This is a genomic window from Solidesulfovibrio sp. (genome assembly GCF_029978005.1).
GTDB lineage: Bacteria > Desulfobacterota > Desulfovibrionia > Desulfovibrionales > Desulfovibrionaceae > Solidesulfovibrio.
On the sequence record NZ_JARKOZ010000085.1, the window covers coordinates 26716 to 43448 of the forward strand.

The window sequence follows — 16733 nt, forward strand, 5'->3', positions numbered from 1 at the left end:
ACGCCTGCCGGGCCGCCTTCCCGTCGGGGCGGCGGCCCGGGGGCTCTCGCGAGGGGTCATGAACTACATTCTCGACGGCCTGCGACAGGCCCTTCTCCTGCTGCTGCACGGCGACCCCGAGACGTTTTCCGCCGTATGGACCACGCTGATGGTGACTTTCGAGGCCATGGCCGCGACTCTGGTCCTCGGCGCGCCGGCCGGCTTCCTCCTGGGCTACGCCGATTTTCCGGGCAAGCGGGCGGCGCGGCTCGTGGTCGAGACCTTCCTGTCCTTCCCCACGGTGGTCATCGGACTCGTGGTCTACGCCTTCATCTCCCGGCGCGGACCCCTTGGGGACTGGGGGCTTCTTTTCACCGTGCCGGGCATGGCCGTGGGGCTCACCATCCTGGGCCTGCCCATCGTCATCGCTCTTACCGCCCAGGCCGTGGAGAACCTCGACCCGAGGCTACGGCCCACGCTGCTCACCCTCGGAGCCAGACCCCGCCACGTCTTCTGGACCACCGTGACCGAGGCCCGCTTCGGCATGCTGCTCGCCGCCACGGCCGCTTTCGGCCGCATCGTTTCCGAGATCGGCATTTCCATGATGCTCGGCGGCAACATCAAGTGGGACACCCGCACCATCACCACGGCCATCGCCCTGGAGACCGGCAAGGGCGAGTTCGCCACGGGGATCGCACTCGGCATGGTGCTCATGGTCATCGCCTTCGCGGTCAACCTGGCCGCCGCCGCCTGCCGGGGCAGGTCCGCCGTATGAGCGCGCTCTACGAACTCTCCGGCGTGGTCCAGCGCTACGCCGGCCGCACCGTGCTCGACATCGACCGCCTCGTGCTTCCGGCCGGGGCCATCATCGGCCTGGCCGGCCCCAACGGCGGGGGCAAGAGCACGCTCCTGCGCCTTTTGGCCTTTCTGGAATCCCCGGCCGCGGGCGAGGTGCGCTACCTGGGCCGGGCGACGGAAGGCCGCGAATGGGAACTGCGCGGCGAGGTGACGTATTTCCCCCAGGAACCCTACCTGCTCAAGCGCTCGGTGCGGGCCAACGTGGGCTACGGCCTGGCCGTGCGCCGCGCCCCGGACGTCCGGGCGCGGGTGGACGCGGCCCTGGCGCAGGTCGGGCTCGATCCGGCCCGGTTCGCCGGCCGCTCCTGGCGGCAGCTTTCCGGGGGCGAGGTCAAGCGGGTGGCCCTGGCGGCCAGGCTCGCCCTTCGGCCCAAGGTCCTGCTCCTCGACGAGCCCACGGCCAACCTCGACCGCGACAGCGCCGAACTGGTGCGTAGGGCGGTCCTGGCCGCCCGGGAGGAGCAGGGCACGTCCCTGGTCGTCAGCGGCCACGACCAGGACTGGCTGCGGGCCATTTGCGACGACATGCTGTGGCTGCGCGAAGGGCGGCTGGCCGCGCCGATCGTGGGCGATGGCCATGTGCGTCCGGAGTCCGTTTCGCAACAAGCTCAAGGCCAAGGGAGGCCGTCATGAAAGGCGTTCAGGTTCTCGGTTTCAAGAAATCCGGCAAGACGACGCTGTGTGAGGCCCTGCTGGCCCATTTCGCGTCGCGCGGCGTCGCGCCGTGCGCGCTCAAATGCACGCACAACCCGGGCATCGACAAGGAGGACACGGACACGGACCGCTTCCTCGTCCACTGCCGCACCGTGGGCGGCATCGCCGCCACGGAGAGCGCGCTTTTCTGGAACGATCCGCGCAAGATCTCGGACATGATCGCCATGCTCGACGGCGAGGTCATGGTCATGGAAGGCGGGCGCGAGCATGCCGTGGCTCCCCGGGTGCTGGTGCTGCGCGACGCCGGTGAGGCGGAGAAGCTCTCCGCCCCGGGCCTCGTCCTTGGCGTCTACGGCGAGGTCCGCGTCCCGGGCCTGCCGCATTTCGAGAGCCTCGAGGCCCTGGCCGAGGCGGTGCTGGCGCGCGGGTTCGTCCTGCCGGGCCTGGACTGCGGGGCCTGCGGCCGCGAGGGCTGCGGCGAGCTGGCCGCCGACATCCTGGCCGGCAAGGCCACGCCCGAGGACTGCGCCACCACCCAGGTCGCCCTGTCCATCACCGTGGGCGGCCGGCCGCTCACCGTCAACCCGTTCGTCGAACGCATCGTGGCTTCGGGCATCCGGGGCATGCTGCGCGAGCTCAAGGGCTTCTCCCCCGGGCCCATCGAAATCCGCATCGGCTAGGCGTCGCGTATTGTCTTCACGGGATATCGCGGGTATGGAGGAGATGGAAACCGCATCCGGGAGGCCTCGCATGCCAAGCGCCAGGGACGTCGTCGAGACGCTGTCGGTCTTGCGCCTCGGCGCTTCGGACGACCCGTCCCTGCTCGACCGCCAGGTGCTCGAATCCGTGGCCAGGCGCGTCCATCAGAAGATGGACGACTACGAGGCCTACAACTTCACCGCCCTGCAGAGCATCTCGCTCAACATCTTCTTCGACCTGGCCCAGGAGTTCCCCACCCTGGAGCACCTCTACGCCGTCTGTCTGCTCATCCCGAAGATGTTCTTCGACATCGACTGCAACCTGTACGTGCTGGACAACAAGAGCGGCAGCATCAGGCGCTGCGCCTACCAGTGCCTGGACGCCGACGCCGGGGAGCTGGCCGACCTGCCCTTTCCCCAGAAGGCCGTGGAGCGCGAGGGGCGGTTTCTCATCCCCATCAAGGGCAACCACGAACTCATTTCCCAGCTGCCGTTCACGCCCCGGGAGGACGTCTTCGGCGTGCTGGAGATCTACCCGGCGGAGAGGCTCTCGGAGCACGACCGCCTTTTTTTCGAGCGCTACGCCAACCGCTTCGGCTTCCAGCTGCACAACCGCATCCTGGCCAACAAGAACAAGGAGCACCTCCAGTTCATCCGCAGCCTGGTCAAGGACATCGGGCACAACGTCATCGTGCCCAACATTTATTTCAAGCTCTACTACAAGCGGCTGCGCTCCAAGATCGACCTGCTGAAATTCTTCGAATGGAAGCTCAAGCAGGCCTTCGAGACCGAGGCCGGCGCGGGCCAGCCCCTGCCCCCGGACAAGGACAAGCTCCTGCGCGACCTGGGCTACATCCACGAAGGCCTCATGGACCAGTATCGCCAGATCCTGACCCATTACGAGCAGACGAGCCTTTTTCTGGAAACGCTCCTGCGGCGCTCCCATTTCGAGGAGGGGCGCTACGTGCTGGAGAAGCGGGCCTGCAACTTCAAGAAGCAGGTCATCGACCTGCAGCTCGAGCGCTACCGGCCGCGCTTCGAGGAGCGGGGCATCGAGATCGACACGTCGCTCGGCGGCGTGTCGGACCAGGAGATCGAGGTGGTGGTGGACATCGGGCTGGTCAGCCAGGTCTACGCCAACCTTTTTTCCAACGCGGTCAAGTACACCCGCGAGGTGACGGACCCGTCCGGCCGCAAGCGGCGCTTCATCTCCTTCGGCTGGGAGCGCAAGGAGAACTTCTTCGGCCCCGGCCGCGACGGCATCAAGCTCAACGTCTTCACCTCAGGTCCGCCCATTCCGCCGGAAACCGCCGCCCACCTGTTCGAGGAGGGCGTGCGCGGCGAGAACGCCTCGGGCGAGTACGGCACCGGCCACGGCCTGTACTTCATCCGCGAAGTGGTGCGCCTGCACGGCGGGGTGGAGGGCTACGAAGCCACGAGTCTCGGCAACAACTTCTTCTTCATCCTGCCCATGGACCCGGTCCTCTAGGACTGCGCGCCCGGGGCCGCCCCTTTCCCGTCAGCCTCGGTCCCGCCGCCGCGTCGGCGCGCGGGGCTTCGCGCAAGTCCCGGGCCGGCCGGCGATCCCCTCGATCCGCCCGCTCGCCTCAGCCCGCGCGCCCGGCGCGCCACAGCCGCCACATGGTCGTGCCGTTGACCACGGCGATGCACGATTCGAGCAGCGTGCCGCCGATGGAGCCCGACAGCACGTTGTTGGCCAGCCAGCACAGGGTGGCGCAGAAGAGCAAAAGCCGCAGGGAAATGCCCCGCAGGAAAAAGACGGCCACCGTGCCGGAAAGCCCGGCCGCGATGGGAAAGGCCGCCGTCCACGATCCGGCCACGGCCGCGCCGAGGGAGAGGTTGAGCAGCAGGAAAAATCCCGCCACCCAGGGGGAGTGGGTCTTGAGCGAAGCGAAGGTCCTGATGGCCGCCAGCGCGGCGCTGACCGCGGCCGCGTTGTTGCCGAGCAGGAAGAAGTGGGCCGTGTAGACCACGCACTCGCTGGCCACCAGGAACTTGAGCCGCCGGTCGATGCGCTGGGCGAAGGCCACGATGCCGATGACGAAGGCCAGATAGCCCAGAAGCTGGGCCGGGGAAGCGAAATCCATGAAAAAACCCGTCTGTTGTGCCGTGAAGTCCAGGCGAAGGAGGGAAGGCCGCAGGAAGAGACGGTCGTCCGGCGGCTTCGCGCCTGCCCGGACATAGTGCCCCTTGGGGCGGCCTGGCAAGGGTTTTCCGGCCCGACCCGGGGGACGTTGACACCACGCTGAAGTGGTGGTGGTCATAACACCACTTGGATGTGATGGCAGATGGTCGATCTGCAGGAACTCATCGCCTTGGAGCTCACGCGTTACGAGGCGGCAGCCTACCTCTGCCTGCTGGAGTGGCCGGGGATGGCCCAGGCAACAGTCGCGGCCCGGGCGGGTGTGCTCCGCCAGCGCGTCTACGACCTGCTGGATTCCCTGGCGACCAAGGGGCCGTGCTTGGCGCGGGAGGGCGGGCCCGGACGTTTATCGTTGATCAACTCCAGTTCCCATTGCGCCTTGGGAAGGCCCATCCGGACCGCATCGTATCAACAAACAAAAAAATCAGGAGGTTCCAGTAGTCGGCTGAAAATGTTTTTGAGATAGCTTCTAGTTTGTATGAGAACACTTTTTTTCAAGATACATGTTTTGATCAGAATGGTGAAGGAGTTCTTCGAAAGTATTTCCGTCGCGTGGGAATAGCGCTGTCCCCATACTTGCGGTGATGTTAAGTTCTTTCCCATTACGTGCCGACAACTTTTGAGTAAGAGCATTTTTAATCTTTAGCATGATAATATTAATGTCTTTTTCACTAGTGACATCGGTTAAGATAACTAAGAATTCATCTCCTCCAATTCTGCCAACTGTGTCTGTTTGGCGTATGGACGAAGATACTATAAATCCAAATTCTTTTAAGAGAGCGTCCGCTATTGCATGCCCAAATGTATCGTTTACAACTTTAAAATTATCTATATCAATAAATATGACTCCAAAAATAGTTTTTACTCTTTTCGAGGATTTGATAAGTTGTTCGATTCTGTCTATTACAAAATAGCGGTTTGGCAGATTCGTCACTTGATCGAATAATGAATATTTTGTGAGCTGTGAATTCAATGTTGTCAAGTGGAGATGCATTTCTCTCACGAGGAAGAATAAAAATACAAAAGTCGAAAAGACGAAAAGCAATCCATGCCGGATTGAGATGTTTTTTAGTAAGTCGAAATTCAGGTCGTAATGAAGTAGACAGTCATTTGTCGCTATTATCCATGCCAAACTGAAAGCCAAATAAAATAAGGGAATAGATGTAATCAGCTTTATGCACAGGTGAAATTTTTTGTTTAAACGGGTGGGCATTCGTATTCTGGGCCTTGATCAGTTCAGGTTGTAGTCCAAAATGACATGTATTCTTATATTTTCTATTTGATCAATCGCTTAATAGATTTTATCCGTTCAAAAAACAGGCTGGACACTTGGCGGTTTTTTCAATTCAGTGCCTGAACAGCATCGGTATCGTTTTCCCCAGATCACGTCTAAAACACGCCACCGGCATTCCCCTTCAGGCATGCCCAAGAGGGATTTGCGTGCTGGCTGGCCTGGGTACAAAAAACCTATAGGTAATTTACTGCCTGTTTTCAAGAATAAAAAGGCATTCTGTCTGGTTCGTACCCTTGGCGCAAATACGTATTGAATTGCCGAGGGATACGATGGGAAAAATTCACTTTGCTTTTGGCAATCAGCTGAAAAAAATCAGAAAAAAGAAGCAGCTTACGCAACTTCAGCTTGCTGAGAAAAGCGGCTTGTCTCTAAAACATTTGGGGGAGATTGAACGAGGAAGAGGAAATCCGAGTCTTGAATCGTTAAACAATCTTGCAGAAGCACTCGATCTGACAGTTTCAGAATTATTTTCGTTTCAAGAACAAGAGATTTCCAAGACAGAAGACGTTATGGCTAAATTAATAGAATCTATTAATACTGCATCAAGAAAACATACAGTAATACTTTTGAATGTTTTGAAGGCGCTTGAAGATAGTTCTGAATAGAACTTTTATCCTGTAATGGTAGTGCGTTGAGAACGTAAGGCTTGTTGTCTGAAATATTTATACTTTACTTCACGTGTGTCTGCTTATGTCGCTCGAAGATGTTGTCTAGATTGTCGTGAGAGTTCTGAGGAAACTCTAAGCGCAACTCCTGCGCAAGATTTTGGTGTTTTACCTGCTGTTTTAATGGATGATCTTTCCATGATCATGAAAATTTCTTGTATTGGATGAAAGACACTAACAATTTTTTCCTGTACCACAGGAATATTAGCCAGTCTATCGTCTTGCCTTCTTTGTTTTTCCTGTCCTATGGATCGCGAGTTGCCCCAGTTCATTGAGCTTCGGGTTTTCATCCGGCCGGCATTGACCCAAGTCAAATCGCTTCCGGCAACGGAAAAGGAAACGGCGGGAACCCGGTGGCCCGGATTCCCGCCGTCATGGCGTCGTTGCAGCGTCTTGGCCCGTGTTGCGTCCGCGAATACGTGCAGGCGTATTCCTTGGGCAACACGTTTTAGAAGTTATGTTTTTCTAAAAAAATACTCTCGTATTTTTTTAGGGACGTCACACTAGATGGCCTGGTCGCCGGTCTCGCCGGTGCGGATGCGCACCACGCCGCTCAGGTCGTAGATGAAGATCTTGCCGTCGCCGATGTTGCCGGTGTTGGCCGTCTCGCGGATGGCGGTCACGACCTTCTGGGCCATGTCGTCGGAAATGACCACCTCGATTTTGACCTTGGCGTTGAACTGCACTTGGTATTCCACGCCGCGGTAGGCTTCCACGTGGCCCTTCTGGCGGCCGTAGCCGCGGACTTCGGTGACGGTCAGGCCGTGGATGCCGAGCTTGTCCAGAGCGTCCTTGACGTCGTCGAGCTTGAACGGCTTGATGATGGCTTCGATTTTTTTCATGGCGTTCTCCGCGTCTTACCTGTGGGTTTTCTGCAGGACGAATTCCGGATAGGCCGACACCGCCACTTCGTGCTGGTCCAGGCCCTCGAGCTCGTGCTCGGGCTTCACGCGCAGCGGGACGATCAGGTTGAGCACCGTGAAGAAGACATACATCACGAGGAAGACGAAGACAAAGTTGGTGCAGATGCCGATGAGCTGGGCCATGAGCTGGCCGCCGTCGCCGTAGAACAGGCCCTTGACCGTGCCTTCCACGCCGTTGAGGGCGTCGCCGTAGGTGCCGTCGGCGAAAAGGCCCACCGAGAGCAGGCCGAAGGCCCCGTTGACGCCGTGGACGGAGATGGCGCCGACCGGGTCGTCGATCTTGAGCGTGCGCTCGACGAAGAAGACGCTGGCGCACAGGAGCACGCCGGCGATGGCGCCGATGATCACGGCCGAGACGGAGTTGACGAAGGCGCAGGGGGCGGTGATGGCCACCAGGCCGGCCAGGAAGCCGTTGGCGATCATGGAGATGTCGGGCTTGCCGTAGAAGGTCCACATGTAGAGCATGGCGGAGAACGCGCCGGCGGCCGAGGCCAGCATGGTGTTGACGGCGACCACGCCGATGCGCAGGTCCGTGCCGGCCAGGGAGGAGCCGGCGTTGAAGCCGAACCAGCCGAAGGCCAGGATGAAGCAGCCGGTCACGGCCATGGGGATGTGGTGGCCGGGCAGGGCGTTGGGGGTGCCGTCCTCACGGTACTTGCCCAGGCGCGGCCCGAGGATCTTGCCGCCGGCCAGGGCGGCCACGCCGCCGGTCATGTGCACCACCGAGGAGCCGGCGAAGTCCACCGTGCCGTGGCCCAGGGCGAAGTACTTGCCGAGCGTGGACAGCCAGCCGCCGCCCCAGACCCAGTTGGCGTAGAGCGGATAGACGAACATGGAGATGAAGAAGGCGTAGATCACGAAGGACTTGAAGGTCCAGCGCTCGGCCATGGTGCCGGTGGGGATGGTGGCGGTGGTGTCCATGAAGACCATCTGGAACAGGAACAGCGTGAAAACCACCGCGTCGTAGGACACGCCGGACAGGAAGAAGCCCGTGGCCCCGAAGAGGCCGAAGTCGTTGCCGCCGATGTTGATGGACACCTCGTTGGCCAGGACCTGGGCCCCGCCGAGGCTGGCCACGCCTCCGACGCCGCCCATCTGCAGGGCGAAGCCGCAGATCCAGTAGCCGAGCATGCCGATGCCGTAGACCATGAAGTTCATGGCCATGGTGTGGCCGGCGTTTTTGGCCCGGGTGAAGCCCGTCTCGGCCAGGGCGAAGCCGGCCTGCATGAACATGACCAGAAAGCCGCAGACGAGCGTCCAGACGATATTGATGGAGATGCGGTTGTGTCCGACCGCGTCGGCCACCTTGGCGGCCAGGGGTTCTTTCTCGGCCAGGGTTTCCAGATCTTCCCTGGTGGGCGCGCCGGCGGACATGCCGACGATGTCGGCGGCGGTGCCGATGGACGCGCCGGAAGGATCGGGCGTCGGGGCCGGGGCGTCGTCGGCCAGGGCCGCAAGCGGCAGGGCCAGCGTGATGGTCAGCAGGGCCAGCAACAGAAGGTGTAAGCTTTTTTTCATGATTGTCTCCACGTCCATGGTTTTCCCGAAGCGGTTGCGCCGGGCCTTGATGAGCGTTTCCCGCGAAAGCCGGTGGAAGTGGACCGCCTAGGACGAATCGAATGCCGCGATCATGGTTCCCCTCCGCTTGTTGTGTCGCCTCGCCGTGACGACGGTATTTGTGCAAGCCCCGGACCGTCCCTGCTACCCACTGAAATTGTTCACGATCGAAGAAACGAAGCCCTGGGGCGGTCAAAGGGGGCCGGCGGAATACACACAATAGTGTCGTACGTGTCGGCACAATCCTTCAACTTTGTACCGGCAACAAAAGAAACGGGCCTGTTTCTATTGTTTTCGAAGGATCACATAGCGTAAAGAAATCGGTTTGTAACATTTCAGCTTGGTAACTTTTAACGTAATTGTTACTATCCATGCCAACCTTGGAATCTTGCAGACTTGAAATAATACTTCTGTTTAGTAATGTTTGGCGACGATCCCACAGGGCCCTCGCCCGAAGCCAGGCCTTCCCTCTCGACACGGCCGCCGTCTTGGCGCATGCTGCCTCTCTCATGCTGCGCGCGACCTGCTGGTATCTCCTGGCCGCCCTGGCCGAAATCGGCGGCTGCTACGCCTTCTACGCCTGGCTGCGGCTGCACCGCTCTCCCCTGTGGACCCTGCCGGGGGTGGTTTCCCTCGTGGCCTTCGCCTGGGCGCTCACCCGGGTGGAGGCCGACGCCGCCGGACGCATTTTCGCCGCTTACGGCGGGGTTTACATTTTTGCATCCCTGGGCTGGCTGTGGCTGGTGGAGGGCAAGACGCCGGACCGCTGCGACCTGGCCGGCGTGGCCCTGTGCCTGGTCGGCAGCGGCGTCATCCTGTTCGGCCCCAGGGGCTGACGGCCGCTTGTTTCGCCGTCCCGGCTCGCCTACACTGGCCCCATGACCGCAACCGAAGCCGCAGCGACCGAGACCGTCGCCTGGAACGGCCTGCGCCTGCCGGTCCCGGCCGACTGGCGGCCGACCCGGCTGGGGCTCGGCTATCTCTATTTCGAGGATGACGACGGCCCGGCCTTCGAATTCAAATGGCGCGCCGGGGCCGGGCGCGAGGGCATGGAGGCGGCGCTTAAGGCGCTCACCCCCAAGGGCCTGGCCACGTCCGGCGGGGAGCTGCCCCCGGCCTGGCTCGACGCCCTGGCCGACTTCGAACTCATGCCCCTGTCCTGGCGCAGGGACGGCCGCGCCGGCCTTGGCGCGGCCCTTTTCTGTCCCGAGTGCGGCCTGGCCGCCGTGTTCCAGGCCTACGGCGGCCAGGGCGGTCCGGACCCGGCCCGCCAGGCCGCCGTGGCCGCCGCCCTGGCCGGGATGACCCACCACGACCCCGGGCCGCCGGCCTTTTCCCTGTACGGCCTGTCCTTCGCGGCCCCGCCGGGCTTTGTCCTGGCCGCTTTCGGCTTCGCGCCGGGGCGGTTCTCCCTCGATTTCGCCGCCCCGGGCCGGCGGCTGGATGTGGTGCGCCTGGCCCCGGCCGACGTGCTCCTGGCCGGGGCCTCCCTGGCCGACGCGGCCGCCCGGACCTTCAGCCTGGAGGACGGCGCGGTCCGGGAGGAGGGCGGCCTGGCCGGCTGTCCGGCCGTGTGGCTGGCCCGCCGCCAGGGGACGGGCCTTGGCCAGGTCCTGGCCCGCCGGCTCGGCCGGCCGGGGAGGCTGGCCGTGCTGCGCCACGACGCCGGGGCCAACAAGCTCCTCGGCGCGGCCCTGACCGCCGCCGTGCCCGTGGACCGGAACTGGCTGGCCGAGACGGCGGCGCGCTGTGTTTCCCTTTAGCAAAAAGCCCGTCCCGGCCGCCGCCGGACTCTCCCGCCGCGAGGCCCTGGCCCTTTGCCCCACGGTCAGCCGCGACGTGGACGCGAAGGAGACGGCGTCCGGGTTGGTGCGCCTGTCGCTTCCCGTGGCCGTGCGGCCGGCCCTGGCCGGGCTGGCCAGGCGGCTTGGCCTCTGGGACGGCAAGGTGTTGCGCAGGACCGTGGAGCTCGACGCCATGGGCTCGGCCGTGTGGCGCTTGATCGACGGCCGGCGCACGGCGGGGGAGATCGCCGCCGCCCTGGCCGGCCGATACCGCCTGGACCCGCGCGAGGCCGAGCTGGCCGTGGCCGAGTTCCTGCGCCAGCTCGGCCGGCGCGGGGCCGTGGCCGTGGCCGAGAAGGGGGGAGCAGGGGAGGGGAGGCCTCCGGCGGCCGGGAGGGGGTGACCCCCTCCCGGACCCTCCCCAAAGGGGGGCAGGGGATTGCCGTAGGCGTCGGATGTCGTATAGATGGGGGGATGGAGGGTCCCATGCGCGGCATCACACGTCGGTTGTTCCTGAAGTTCCTGGCCGGGGCGGCGGTTTTCGGGCGATGGGCCGGGGAGGCCCGGGCCTTTTTCGTGCGGGAGTTTCCGGTGCGCACCGTGGAGATCGAGGATTTCGGCTTCGATGCGGCCACGGGCAGCGTCACCCGCGCCGCCGGCCCGGCCGAGCCCTACGTCCTGGCCGTGGACGGGCTGGTGGCCCGGCCCCAGCGTCTGTCCTACGCCGAGCTCCTCGCCCTGCCGCGCCACGAGCAGGTCTCCGACTTCCACTGCGTGGAGGGCTGGTCCGTGGGCGACCTGGCCTGGGGCGGGCTGCGCCTGGAAAGTCTGACCGGGCTGGCCGGCCCCCTGCCCGAGGCCCGCTACGTGGTCTTCCACAGCCTCGGCCGCACCCGTTCGCGTCCCGAGGGCCTGGACCACTACGTCGAGTGCCTGCCCCTGGCCGACCTGCTCGATCCCGATCTCGCCTACCTGCTGGCCCTGACCCTGGCCGGCGCGCCTTTGCCCCTTTCCCACGGCGCTCCCCTGCGCCTGGTATGCCCCTTCGACCTGGCCTACAAGGGCGCGAAGTTCGTCGCCCGCCTGGAATTCGCCGCCGATCCCGTGGAAGGCTGGTGGACCCGCGCCAACGGCATCTACGAGACCGTGGCCCCGGTGGAGCCCGGCCGCCTGCGTCGGCCCGATCCCCGCGCCTCCGCCCGCCGTTCCTGAACTTTCGCCATCCGGCCGGGGCATGGGCCCCTTGACGGATCGCCCGGGATGGGCGAGGCCTCGAAAAACGGGCCGCCGCGTCTCGTCGTGGCGCAAGGCCCGTGGTGATTGGTTTTTCGGAGGGTGGGATGGGACTTGTGGTGGTGTGGACGACCAGGGAGCGCGAGGCCGCCCTGGCCATGGCCCTGGTCTACGCCAGAAACGCCTTGCTGCGGGGGCATTTCGCCCGGGTGCGCCTGCTCGTGTGGGGGCCGTCGGCCAAGGTGCTGGCCTGCGACCCCGAACTCCAGGAGGCCGTGGTGGCCTGCCGGGCCGCCGGGGTGGACGTCGCCGCCTGCCGCGAGTGCGCGGAGGTTTTCGAGGTGGCCGAGTGTCTGTCCCGCCTGGGCCTGGCCCTGGTCGCCGGCGACGCGACCCTGTCGGACGCCCTCAAGGACGGCTGGAAGGTGGTGAGCGTGTAACTGCAAGAGAACCGGGAAGCGCGGGGGTACGTCCATGAACGAGTATCCGTATGAAACGCAACTGCTGCTGCGTCTTGTCCTGGCGGTCGTTTGCGGCTCGATCCTGGGCTACGAGCGGGAGCGCCACGGCATCAGCGCCGGCTTGCGGACCAACATCCTGGTCTGCCTTGGAGCCGCCCTGATGATGGTCATTTCCAAATATTTCTATTATAAATCCGGCGAAACCACAGGAACCATTGCCGTTGGCCTCGATCCGTCGCGCATCGCGGCCCAGATCGTCACCGGGGTGGGCTTTCTCGGCGCGGGCGTGATCATCAAGGACAAGGGAGCCATCCGGGGACTGACCACGGCCGCCACGCTGTGGTTCAACGCCGGCGTGGGCATGGCGCTCGGGGCCGGCATGGTGATCATCCCACTTTCCTGCACCCTGCTTGGCATCGGGTCCCTGACCATCCTCAAGCACGTCCAGCGCTATATCCGCCGCGAGGCCTACCGGGTGATCAGCGTCACCTGCCGGGAAACCCAGGAACCCTTGGAAAAACTGCTGACCTTCTTCCGGGATCGGGGGCTCACCATCGAAAACTTGAGCCTCGGCAAGGTCAAGGAAGGGCTTTCCACCTACCAGTTCACGCTTCGTTGCGACTGGTCCTGCGTCGAGGCCGTGGCCTGCATCCGCGACTTGGCCGGGCTCGGCTTCGTTGAAAAGGTCAAGATGGGCTAGCCCGGTCGGCTAACAGGCCGGGATGACGGCGGCGAGCAGCCTTGCCAGGTCGGCCTCGGCCCGGCGGGCGGTCTCCAGCACCGCCTCGAGGGTCGTCTCCGCCATGCAATCCGGCAGGTTGACGTTGGTCAGGCAGGAGACGGCCAGCACATCGAGCCCCAGGTGCCGGGCGGCGATGACCTCCGTCACCGTGGACATGCCCACGGCGTCCGCGCCGAGAAGCCGTAGCATCCGCGTCTCGGCCGGCGTCTCCAGGCACGGCCCCAGCACCCCGGCGTAGACCCCGCGCTCCAGGCGAAGGCCCAGCGACAGGGCGGCCGCGTCGGCGACGCCGCCCAGGCGCGGGCAATAGGCCCGGCTCATGTCCGGAAAACGCGGCCCGGCCGCGTCGTCGTTGGGCCCGACCAGGGGATTGCGGCCCGTGAGATTGATGTGGTCCGTCAGCCGCATGAGCCCGCCGGCGGCGAAATGCGGATCCAGCGCCCCGGCCGCGTTGGTGAGGACGAGCGTGCGCACGCCGCAGGCGGCCAGGAAGCGCACGCCGAAGGCCACCTCGCGCGGGCTGTAGCCCTCGTAGAGGTGCTGGCGGCCGGCCAGCAAGGCCGTGGGCCGCCCGCCCACCGTCCCGACGACCAGCCGGCCGGCGTGGCCCGGGGCCGTGGCCCGGGGGAAGCCGGGCAGCGCGGCCGTGGGCATCTCCCGCGCCCCTTCCAGGAGGGAGGCGACGCCGCCGAGGCCCGTGCCCGCCACCAGGCCCACCGTCCCGTCGGCCAGGGGACCGAGGACGCTCGCGGCCGTCGTGACGGCTTGCTTTACATCTTCGACATATTGCATATAAATTTCCCCCGTCTCCAGCCGACGTAGCACGGCTCGGGCGGGCAGGGAAGGGGGAGGCCCTCGCTGTCCGGCTCGCGTCGCAATTTTCGCACGCAACGGACGGGCGCATGGATCTCGGAACCTTCCTCGGCCTGGCCTCGGGCATCGCCCTGGTGCTGGGCGCCATCTTCATGGGCGGCACGCTCATGGAGTTCATCAACGTGCCGAGCATCATGATCGTGGTTGGCGGCACGCTCGCTTCCATCTGCGTCGCCTATCCTCTGGTCGAGGTCCGGCAGGCCTTCGCGGCCATGATGCAGATCTTCTCCTCGCGCAAGGTCCGCGATGCCGAAGTCGTCAACATGATGGTGCGCATCGCCGAGATCAGCCGCCGCGAAGGGCTCATCGCCCTGGAAAACATCCACACCGACAACGCCATCCTCAAGAAGGCCTGCCAGCTCATCGCGGACAACGCCGACGCCGGGCTGATCCGTGAGACCGTGCGCATCGAGATCGGCTCCATGAAGCGCCGCCATGCCGTGGGCGAGGCCGTGTTCAAGTCCCTGGCCGGCTACGCGCCCTCCTACGGCATGATCGGCACGCTCATCGGCCTGGTGCAGATGCTCACCCGCCTGGACGACCCCAAGAGCCTGGGCCCGTCCATGGCCGTGGCCATCATCACCACCTTCTACGGCTCCATGCTCTCCACGCTATTCTTCCTGCCCGTGGCCGGCAAGCTGCGCGCCCGCACCCTCAACGAGACGCTCCAACTGGAGATCATCTTCGAGGGCGCCAAGTGCATCCTCGAAAACAACAACCCGCGTCTGGTCTACGAGAAGCTTTCCTCGTTCATCGCCCCCAAGGAGCGCCGCTATGAGCGCCGATGAGGAAGACGGTTTCGACGACGACATGGACGAAGCCGAGGTCCCGTCGGAGTGGCTGACTACCCTGGCCGACATGTCCATGCTCTTGATGAGTTTTTTCATCATGCTGTTTTCCATGTCGAGCCTGGACGTCAAGAAGTTCACGGACTCGTTCACCGCGGTACGCAGCGCCCTCGGCAGCACCGGCAAGAACATGACCACCGCGCCGGTGTCCTCGGCGGAGATGTCCACCCTGGTCGAGCAGGCCAAGCTCAAGCAGCGCATCATCGGCGAGCAGCGCCGGGTCTTCGAGCAGTTTCGTTCCTACGTCTCCCAGAAGGGCCTCGACGGCGTGGTGGGCGCGACCCTGGAGGCGGGCAAGATCACCATCGCCTTTCCCTCGGGCGTGCTTTTCCCCAAGGACGGCGTGGACCTGAGCGAGGAGGGCAAGGCCCGGCTGCGCACCCTCTACGACTTCCTCGTCAAGACCGCCGGGGAGCGCGTCAACATCCGCGGCTTCACCGACGACCAGCCCCCAGGCCCGGGCAGCCGCTTTCGCGACAACTGGGAAGTTTCCTCCTTGCGTGCCGTCGCCGTGCTGCGCTACATGCTCTCCCTGGGGATGCCCTCCAACCGATTGACAGCCACCGGATTAGCTGATTTAGAACCCCTCTATCCCAACGACACCCCCGATCATCGGGCGCGCAACCAACGCGTGGAGTTTGTGTTGGAACGCTTCATCGGCGGCGAATAGGGAGCCCGGCATGGACTTCACGTTCAGCCTGGAAGGGGAGGGCGGCCGGCGCGCCGCCCACCGCGAGCGGGTGCGCGGACTGGTGGCCCTGTGGGACGGCGGGGGCGACAGGACCTATGTGGTCCACGACGTCAGCGCCACCGGGATGTCCCTGGTCGACCCGGACGGGGTGCTCGTCCGGGGCCGGGAAGGGCGCGTGACGCTGGCCATCGGGCCGCGCACGCTCGTCACGGGCCTGCCCGTCAGGGTGGTGCGCGTGACGGACGCCGGCTTGGCCGGCCTGGCCTTCGGGGAGCTGACCCTGCGCCAGGAGGCCTGGCTCGACAAGCTGGTCCTGGAAATACAGAAACGGCGCATCGACCTGCGCAAGGCGCGGGAGACGGCCGACAACCCTGAGGACAAGAAGACGGATCGTGCCGACGAACAAACATAAGGTCCTGGTGGCCAACCGGGGCGAGATCGCCATGCGCATCATCCAGGCTTGCGTTTCGCTCGGCCTGGATTTTGTTTGCGTCCATACCAAGGCCGACGCGGACTCCGGACACCTGGCCCTGGCCAGGCAGCTCGGCGGGCCGGACTGCGCCTACCGCATAAGCTCCTACCACGACGCCAACGAGATCCTGGCCGTGGCCGACCACAGCGGCGCCACGGCCATCCATCCCGGCTACGGCTTTTTCGCCGAGGATTTCCGCTTCGCCCGGCGGGTGGCCGAGCGCACCCGCAGCCTGGTCTTCATCGGGCCCTCCTGGCGCATCATCCGGTCGCTCGGCGACAAGATCAACACCAAGCGCCTGGCGAGAAGCCTCTCCATCCCCACCGTGCCCGGCTCCGACCGGCCCGTCTACGACGAGATGGAGGCCGAGGAGATCGCCGAGACGCTCTTTGCCTTCCAGGCCGAGCAGGGCATCAGCAACTCCGTGGTGCTGGTCAAGGCCTCGGCCGGCGGTGGCGGCATGGGCATCGAGGAAATCTACGACATCGACCAGTTCAAGACCGTCTACCGGCGCATCCGCAACTACGCCAAGCGCCAGTTCCACGACGAGGGCGTGCTGATCGAACAGCGCATCCTGACCTTCAACCACCTGGAAGTGCAGATCGCGGCGGACCGCCACGGCGCAATCGCCCATTTCGGCACGCGCAACTGCACCATCCAGTCCACGGGCCGCCAGAAGCGCGTGGAGATCGCCCCCGGCTTCGCCCCGGACCAGATCCGCTACGACTTCGACGCGGCCAAGGTGATGGCGGACATCACCGCCCACTCCCTGGCCATCGCCCAGGAGGTCGGCTACGACAACGTGGGCACCTGGGAGTGGATCGTCACCCCGGCGGG

General features: G+C 64.4%; 21 protein-coding genes. 16 read left to right on the top strand and 5 right to left on the bottom strand.

Annotated elements, in window-relative coordinates; all coding sequences use genetic code 11:
- The first annotated feature begins 58 nt into the window (after positions 1-58).
- From Q1K70_RS10250 to Q1K70_RS10265, 4 genes are all read left to right on the top strand, one after another.
- Positions 59-754, top strand: coding sequence for an ABC transporter permease (locus Q1K70_RS10250; protein WP_300158711.1), 696 nt, complete (start codon positions 59-61; stop codon positions 752-754).
- The gene (locus tag Q1K70_RS10255; RefSeq protein ID WP_300158714.1) at positions 751-1470 is read left to right on the top strand and encodes an energy-coupling factor ABC transporter ATP-binding protein; all 720 of its coding nucleotides are present in this window, start codon (positions 751-753) and stop codon (positions 1468-1470) included. The genes Q1K70_RS10250 and Q1K70_RS10255 overlap by 4 nt, the downstream gene beginning before the upstream one ends.
- Positions 1467-2171 (top strand): molybdopterin-guanine dinucleotide biosynthesis protein MobB, encoded by a 705-nt coding sequence (locus Q1K70_RS10260; RefSeq protein ID WP_300158717.1) that lies wholly within the window; start codon positions 1467-1469, stop codon positions 2169-2171. The genes Q1K70_RS10255 and Q1K70_RS10260 overlap by 4 nt, the downstream gene beginning before the upstream one ends.
- 70 nt (positions 2172-2241) lie before the next feature.
- Positions 2242-3678, top strand: coding sequence for a HAMP domain-containing sensor histidine kinase (locus Q1K70_RS10265; RefSeq protein WP_300158720.1), 1437 nt, complete (start codon positions 2242-2244; stop codon positions 3676-3678).
- Between the two features lie 118 nt (positions 3679-3796).
- Here the strand turns inward: Q1K70_RS10265 and Q1K70_RS10270 are convergent, their stop codons facing one another.
- Positions 3797-4297 carry a YgjV family protein gene (locus Q1K70_RS10270; RefSeq protein WP_300158723.1) on the bottom strand — a complete coding sequence of 167 codons (501 nt, stop codon included), beginning with the start codon at positions 4295-4297 and terminating at the stop codon, positions 3797-3799.
- 201 nt (positions 4298-4498) lie between these two features.
- Between Q1K70_RS10270 and Q1K70_RS10275 the strand changes: the two genes are divergently transcribed.
- A complete protein-coding gene (locus tag Q1K70_RS10275; RefSeq protein ID WP_300158726.1) occupies positions 4499-4819 on the top strand; it encodes a helix-turn-helix domain-containing protein in 321 nt (106 codons plus the stop codon).
- A gap of 3 nt (positions 4820-4822) precedes the next feature.
- Here the strand turns inward: Q1K70_RS10275 and Q1K70_RS10280 are convergent, their stop codons facing one another.
- Positions 4823-5335, bottom strand: a complete 513-nt coding sequence (locus Q1K70_RS10280) for a GGDEF domain-containing protein (protein ID WP_300158729.1) — start codon at positions 5333-5335, stop codon at positions 4823-4825.
- Positions 5336-5916: 581 nt separating this feature from the next.
- On the opposite strand from Q1K70_RS10280, the gene Q1K70_RS10285 reads away from it, so the two are divergent.
- Positions 5917-6252, top strand: a complete 336-nt coding sequence (locus Q1K70_RS10285) for a helix-turn-helix transcriptional regulator (RefSeq protein ID WP_300158732.1) — start codon at positions 5917-5919, stop codon at positions 6250-6252.
- Between the two features lie 563 nt (positions 6253-6815).
- On the opposite strand, the gene Q1K70_RS10290 is transcribed toward Q1K70_RS10285, so the two are convergent.
- Together Q1K70_RS10290 and Q1K70_RS10295 are read right to left on the bottom strand one after the other, a co-directional pair.
- On the bottom strand, positions 6816-7154 hold the full coding sequence (locus tag Q1K70_RS10290; RefSeq protein ID WP_300158735.1) for a P-II family nitrogen regulator: 339 nt from the start codon (positions 7152-7154) through the stop codon (positions 6816-6818).
- A gap of 15 nt (positions 7155-7169) precedes the next feature.
- A complete protein-coding gene (locus tag Q1K70_RS10295) occupies positions 7170-8753 on the bottom strand; it encodes an ammonium transporter (RefSeq protein ID WP_300158738.1) in 1584 nt (527 codons plus the stop codon).
- Positions 8754-9301: 548 nt separating this feature from the next.
- Here Q1K70_RS10295 and Q1K70_RS10300 point away from each other — a divergent pair.
- The 6 genes from Q1K70_RS10300 to Q1K70_RS10325 all read left to right on the top strand — a co-directional run bounded on the left by Q1K70_RS10300 (position 9302) and on the right by Q1K70_RS10325 (position 12970).
- Positions 9302-9628, top strand: a complete 327-nt coding sequence (locus Q1K70_RS10300; RefSeq protein ID WP_300158741.1) for a YnfA family protein — start codon at positions 9302-9304, stop codon at positions 9626-9628.
- A 42-nt stretch (positions 9629-9670) separates the two neighbouring features.
- A complete protein-coding gene (locus Q1K70_RS10305; protein ID WP_300158743.1) occupies positions 9671-10555 on the top strand; it encodes a hypothetical protein in 885 nt (294 codons plus the stop codon).
- Positions 10542-10979, top strand: coding sequence for a PqqD family protein (locus tag Q1K70_RS10310; protein ID WP_300158746.1), 438 nt, complete (start codon positions 10542-10544; stop codon positions 10977-10979). Before Q1K70_RS10305 ends, Q1K70_RS10310 begins: the two co-directional genes overlap by 14 nt.
- 83 nt (positions 10980-11062) lie before the next feature.
- Complete coding sequence (locus Q1K70_RS10315) at positions 11063-11788, top strand: molybdopterin-dependent oxidoreductase (protein ID WP_300158749.1); 726 nt, start codon at positions 11063-11065, stop codon at positions 11786-11788.
- A 128-nt stretch (positions 11789-11916) separates the two neighbouring features.
- A complete protein-coding gene (locus Q1K70_RS10320) occupies positions 11917-12249 on the top strand; it encodes a DsrE family protein (RefSeq protein ID WP_300158752.1) in 333 nt (110 codons plus the stop codon).
- Between the two features lie 34 nt (positions 12250-12283).
- Positions 12284-12970 (top strand): MgtC/SapB family protein, encoded by a 687-nt coding sequence (locus Q1K70_RS10325; protein ID WP_300158756.1) that lies wholly within the window; start codon positions 12284-12286, stop codon positions 12968-12970.
- Between the two features lie 9 nt (positions 12971-12979).
- On the opposite strand, the gene Q1K70_RS10330 is transcribed toward Q1K70_RS10325, so the two are convergent.
- Positions 12980-13804, bottom strand: a complete 825-nt coding sequence (locus Q1K70_RS10330; protein ID WP_300158759.1) for a purine-nucleoside phosphorylase — start codon at positions 13802-13804, stop codon at positions 12980-12982.
- 110 nt (positions 13805-13914) lie between these two features.
- On the opposite strand from Q1K70_RS10330, the gene Q1K70_RS10335 reads away from it, so the two are divergent.
- The 4 genes from Q1K70_RS10335 to Q1K70_RS10350 form a co-directional block, all read left to right on the top strand.
- Complete coding sequence (locus tag Q1K70_RS10335) at positions 13915-14673, top strand: MotA/TolQ/ExbB proton channel family protein (RefSeq protein WP_300158762.1); 759 nt, start codon at positions 13915-13917, stop codon at positions 14671-14673.
- Complete coding sequence (locus tag Q1K70_RS10340; RefSeq protein WP_300158765.1) at positions 14660-15403, top strand: flagellar motor protein MotB; 744 nt, start codon at positions 14660-14662, stop codon at positions 15401-15403. Before Q1K70_RS10335 ends, Q1K70_RS10340 begins: the two co-directional genes overlap by 14 nt.
- A 10-nt stretch (positions 15404-15413) precedes the next feature.
- Positions 15414-15836 (top strand): PilZ domain-containing protein, encoded by a 423-nt coding sequence (locus Q1K70_RS10345; protein WP_300158768.1) that lies wholly within the window; start codon positions 15414-15416, stop codon positions 15834-15836.
- A partial coding sequence (locus Q1K70_RS10350) for a biotin carboxylase N-terminal domain-containing protein (protein WP_300158771.1) occupies positions 15817-16733 on the top strand: 917 nt, incomplete at its 3' end. The genes Q1K70_RS10345 and Q1K70_RS10350, both read left to right, overlap by 20 nt.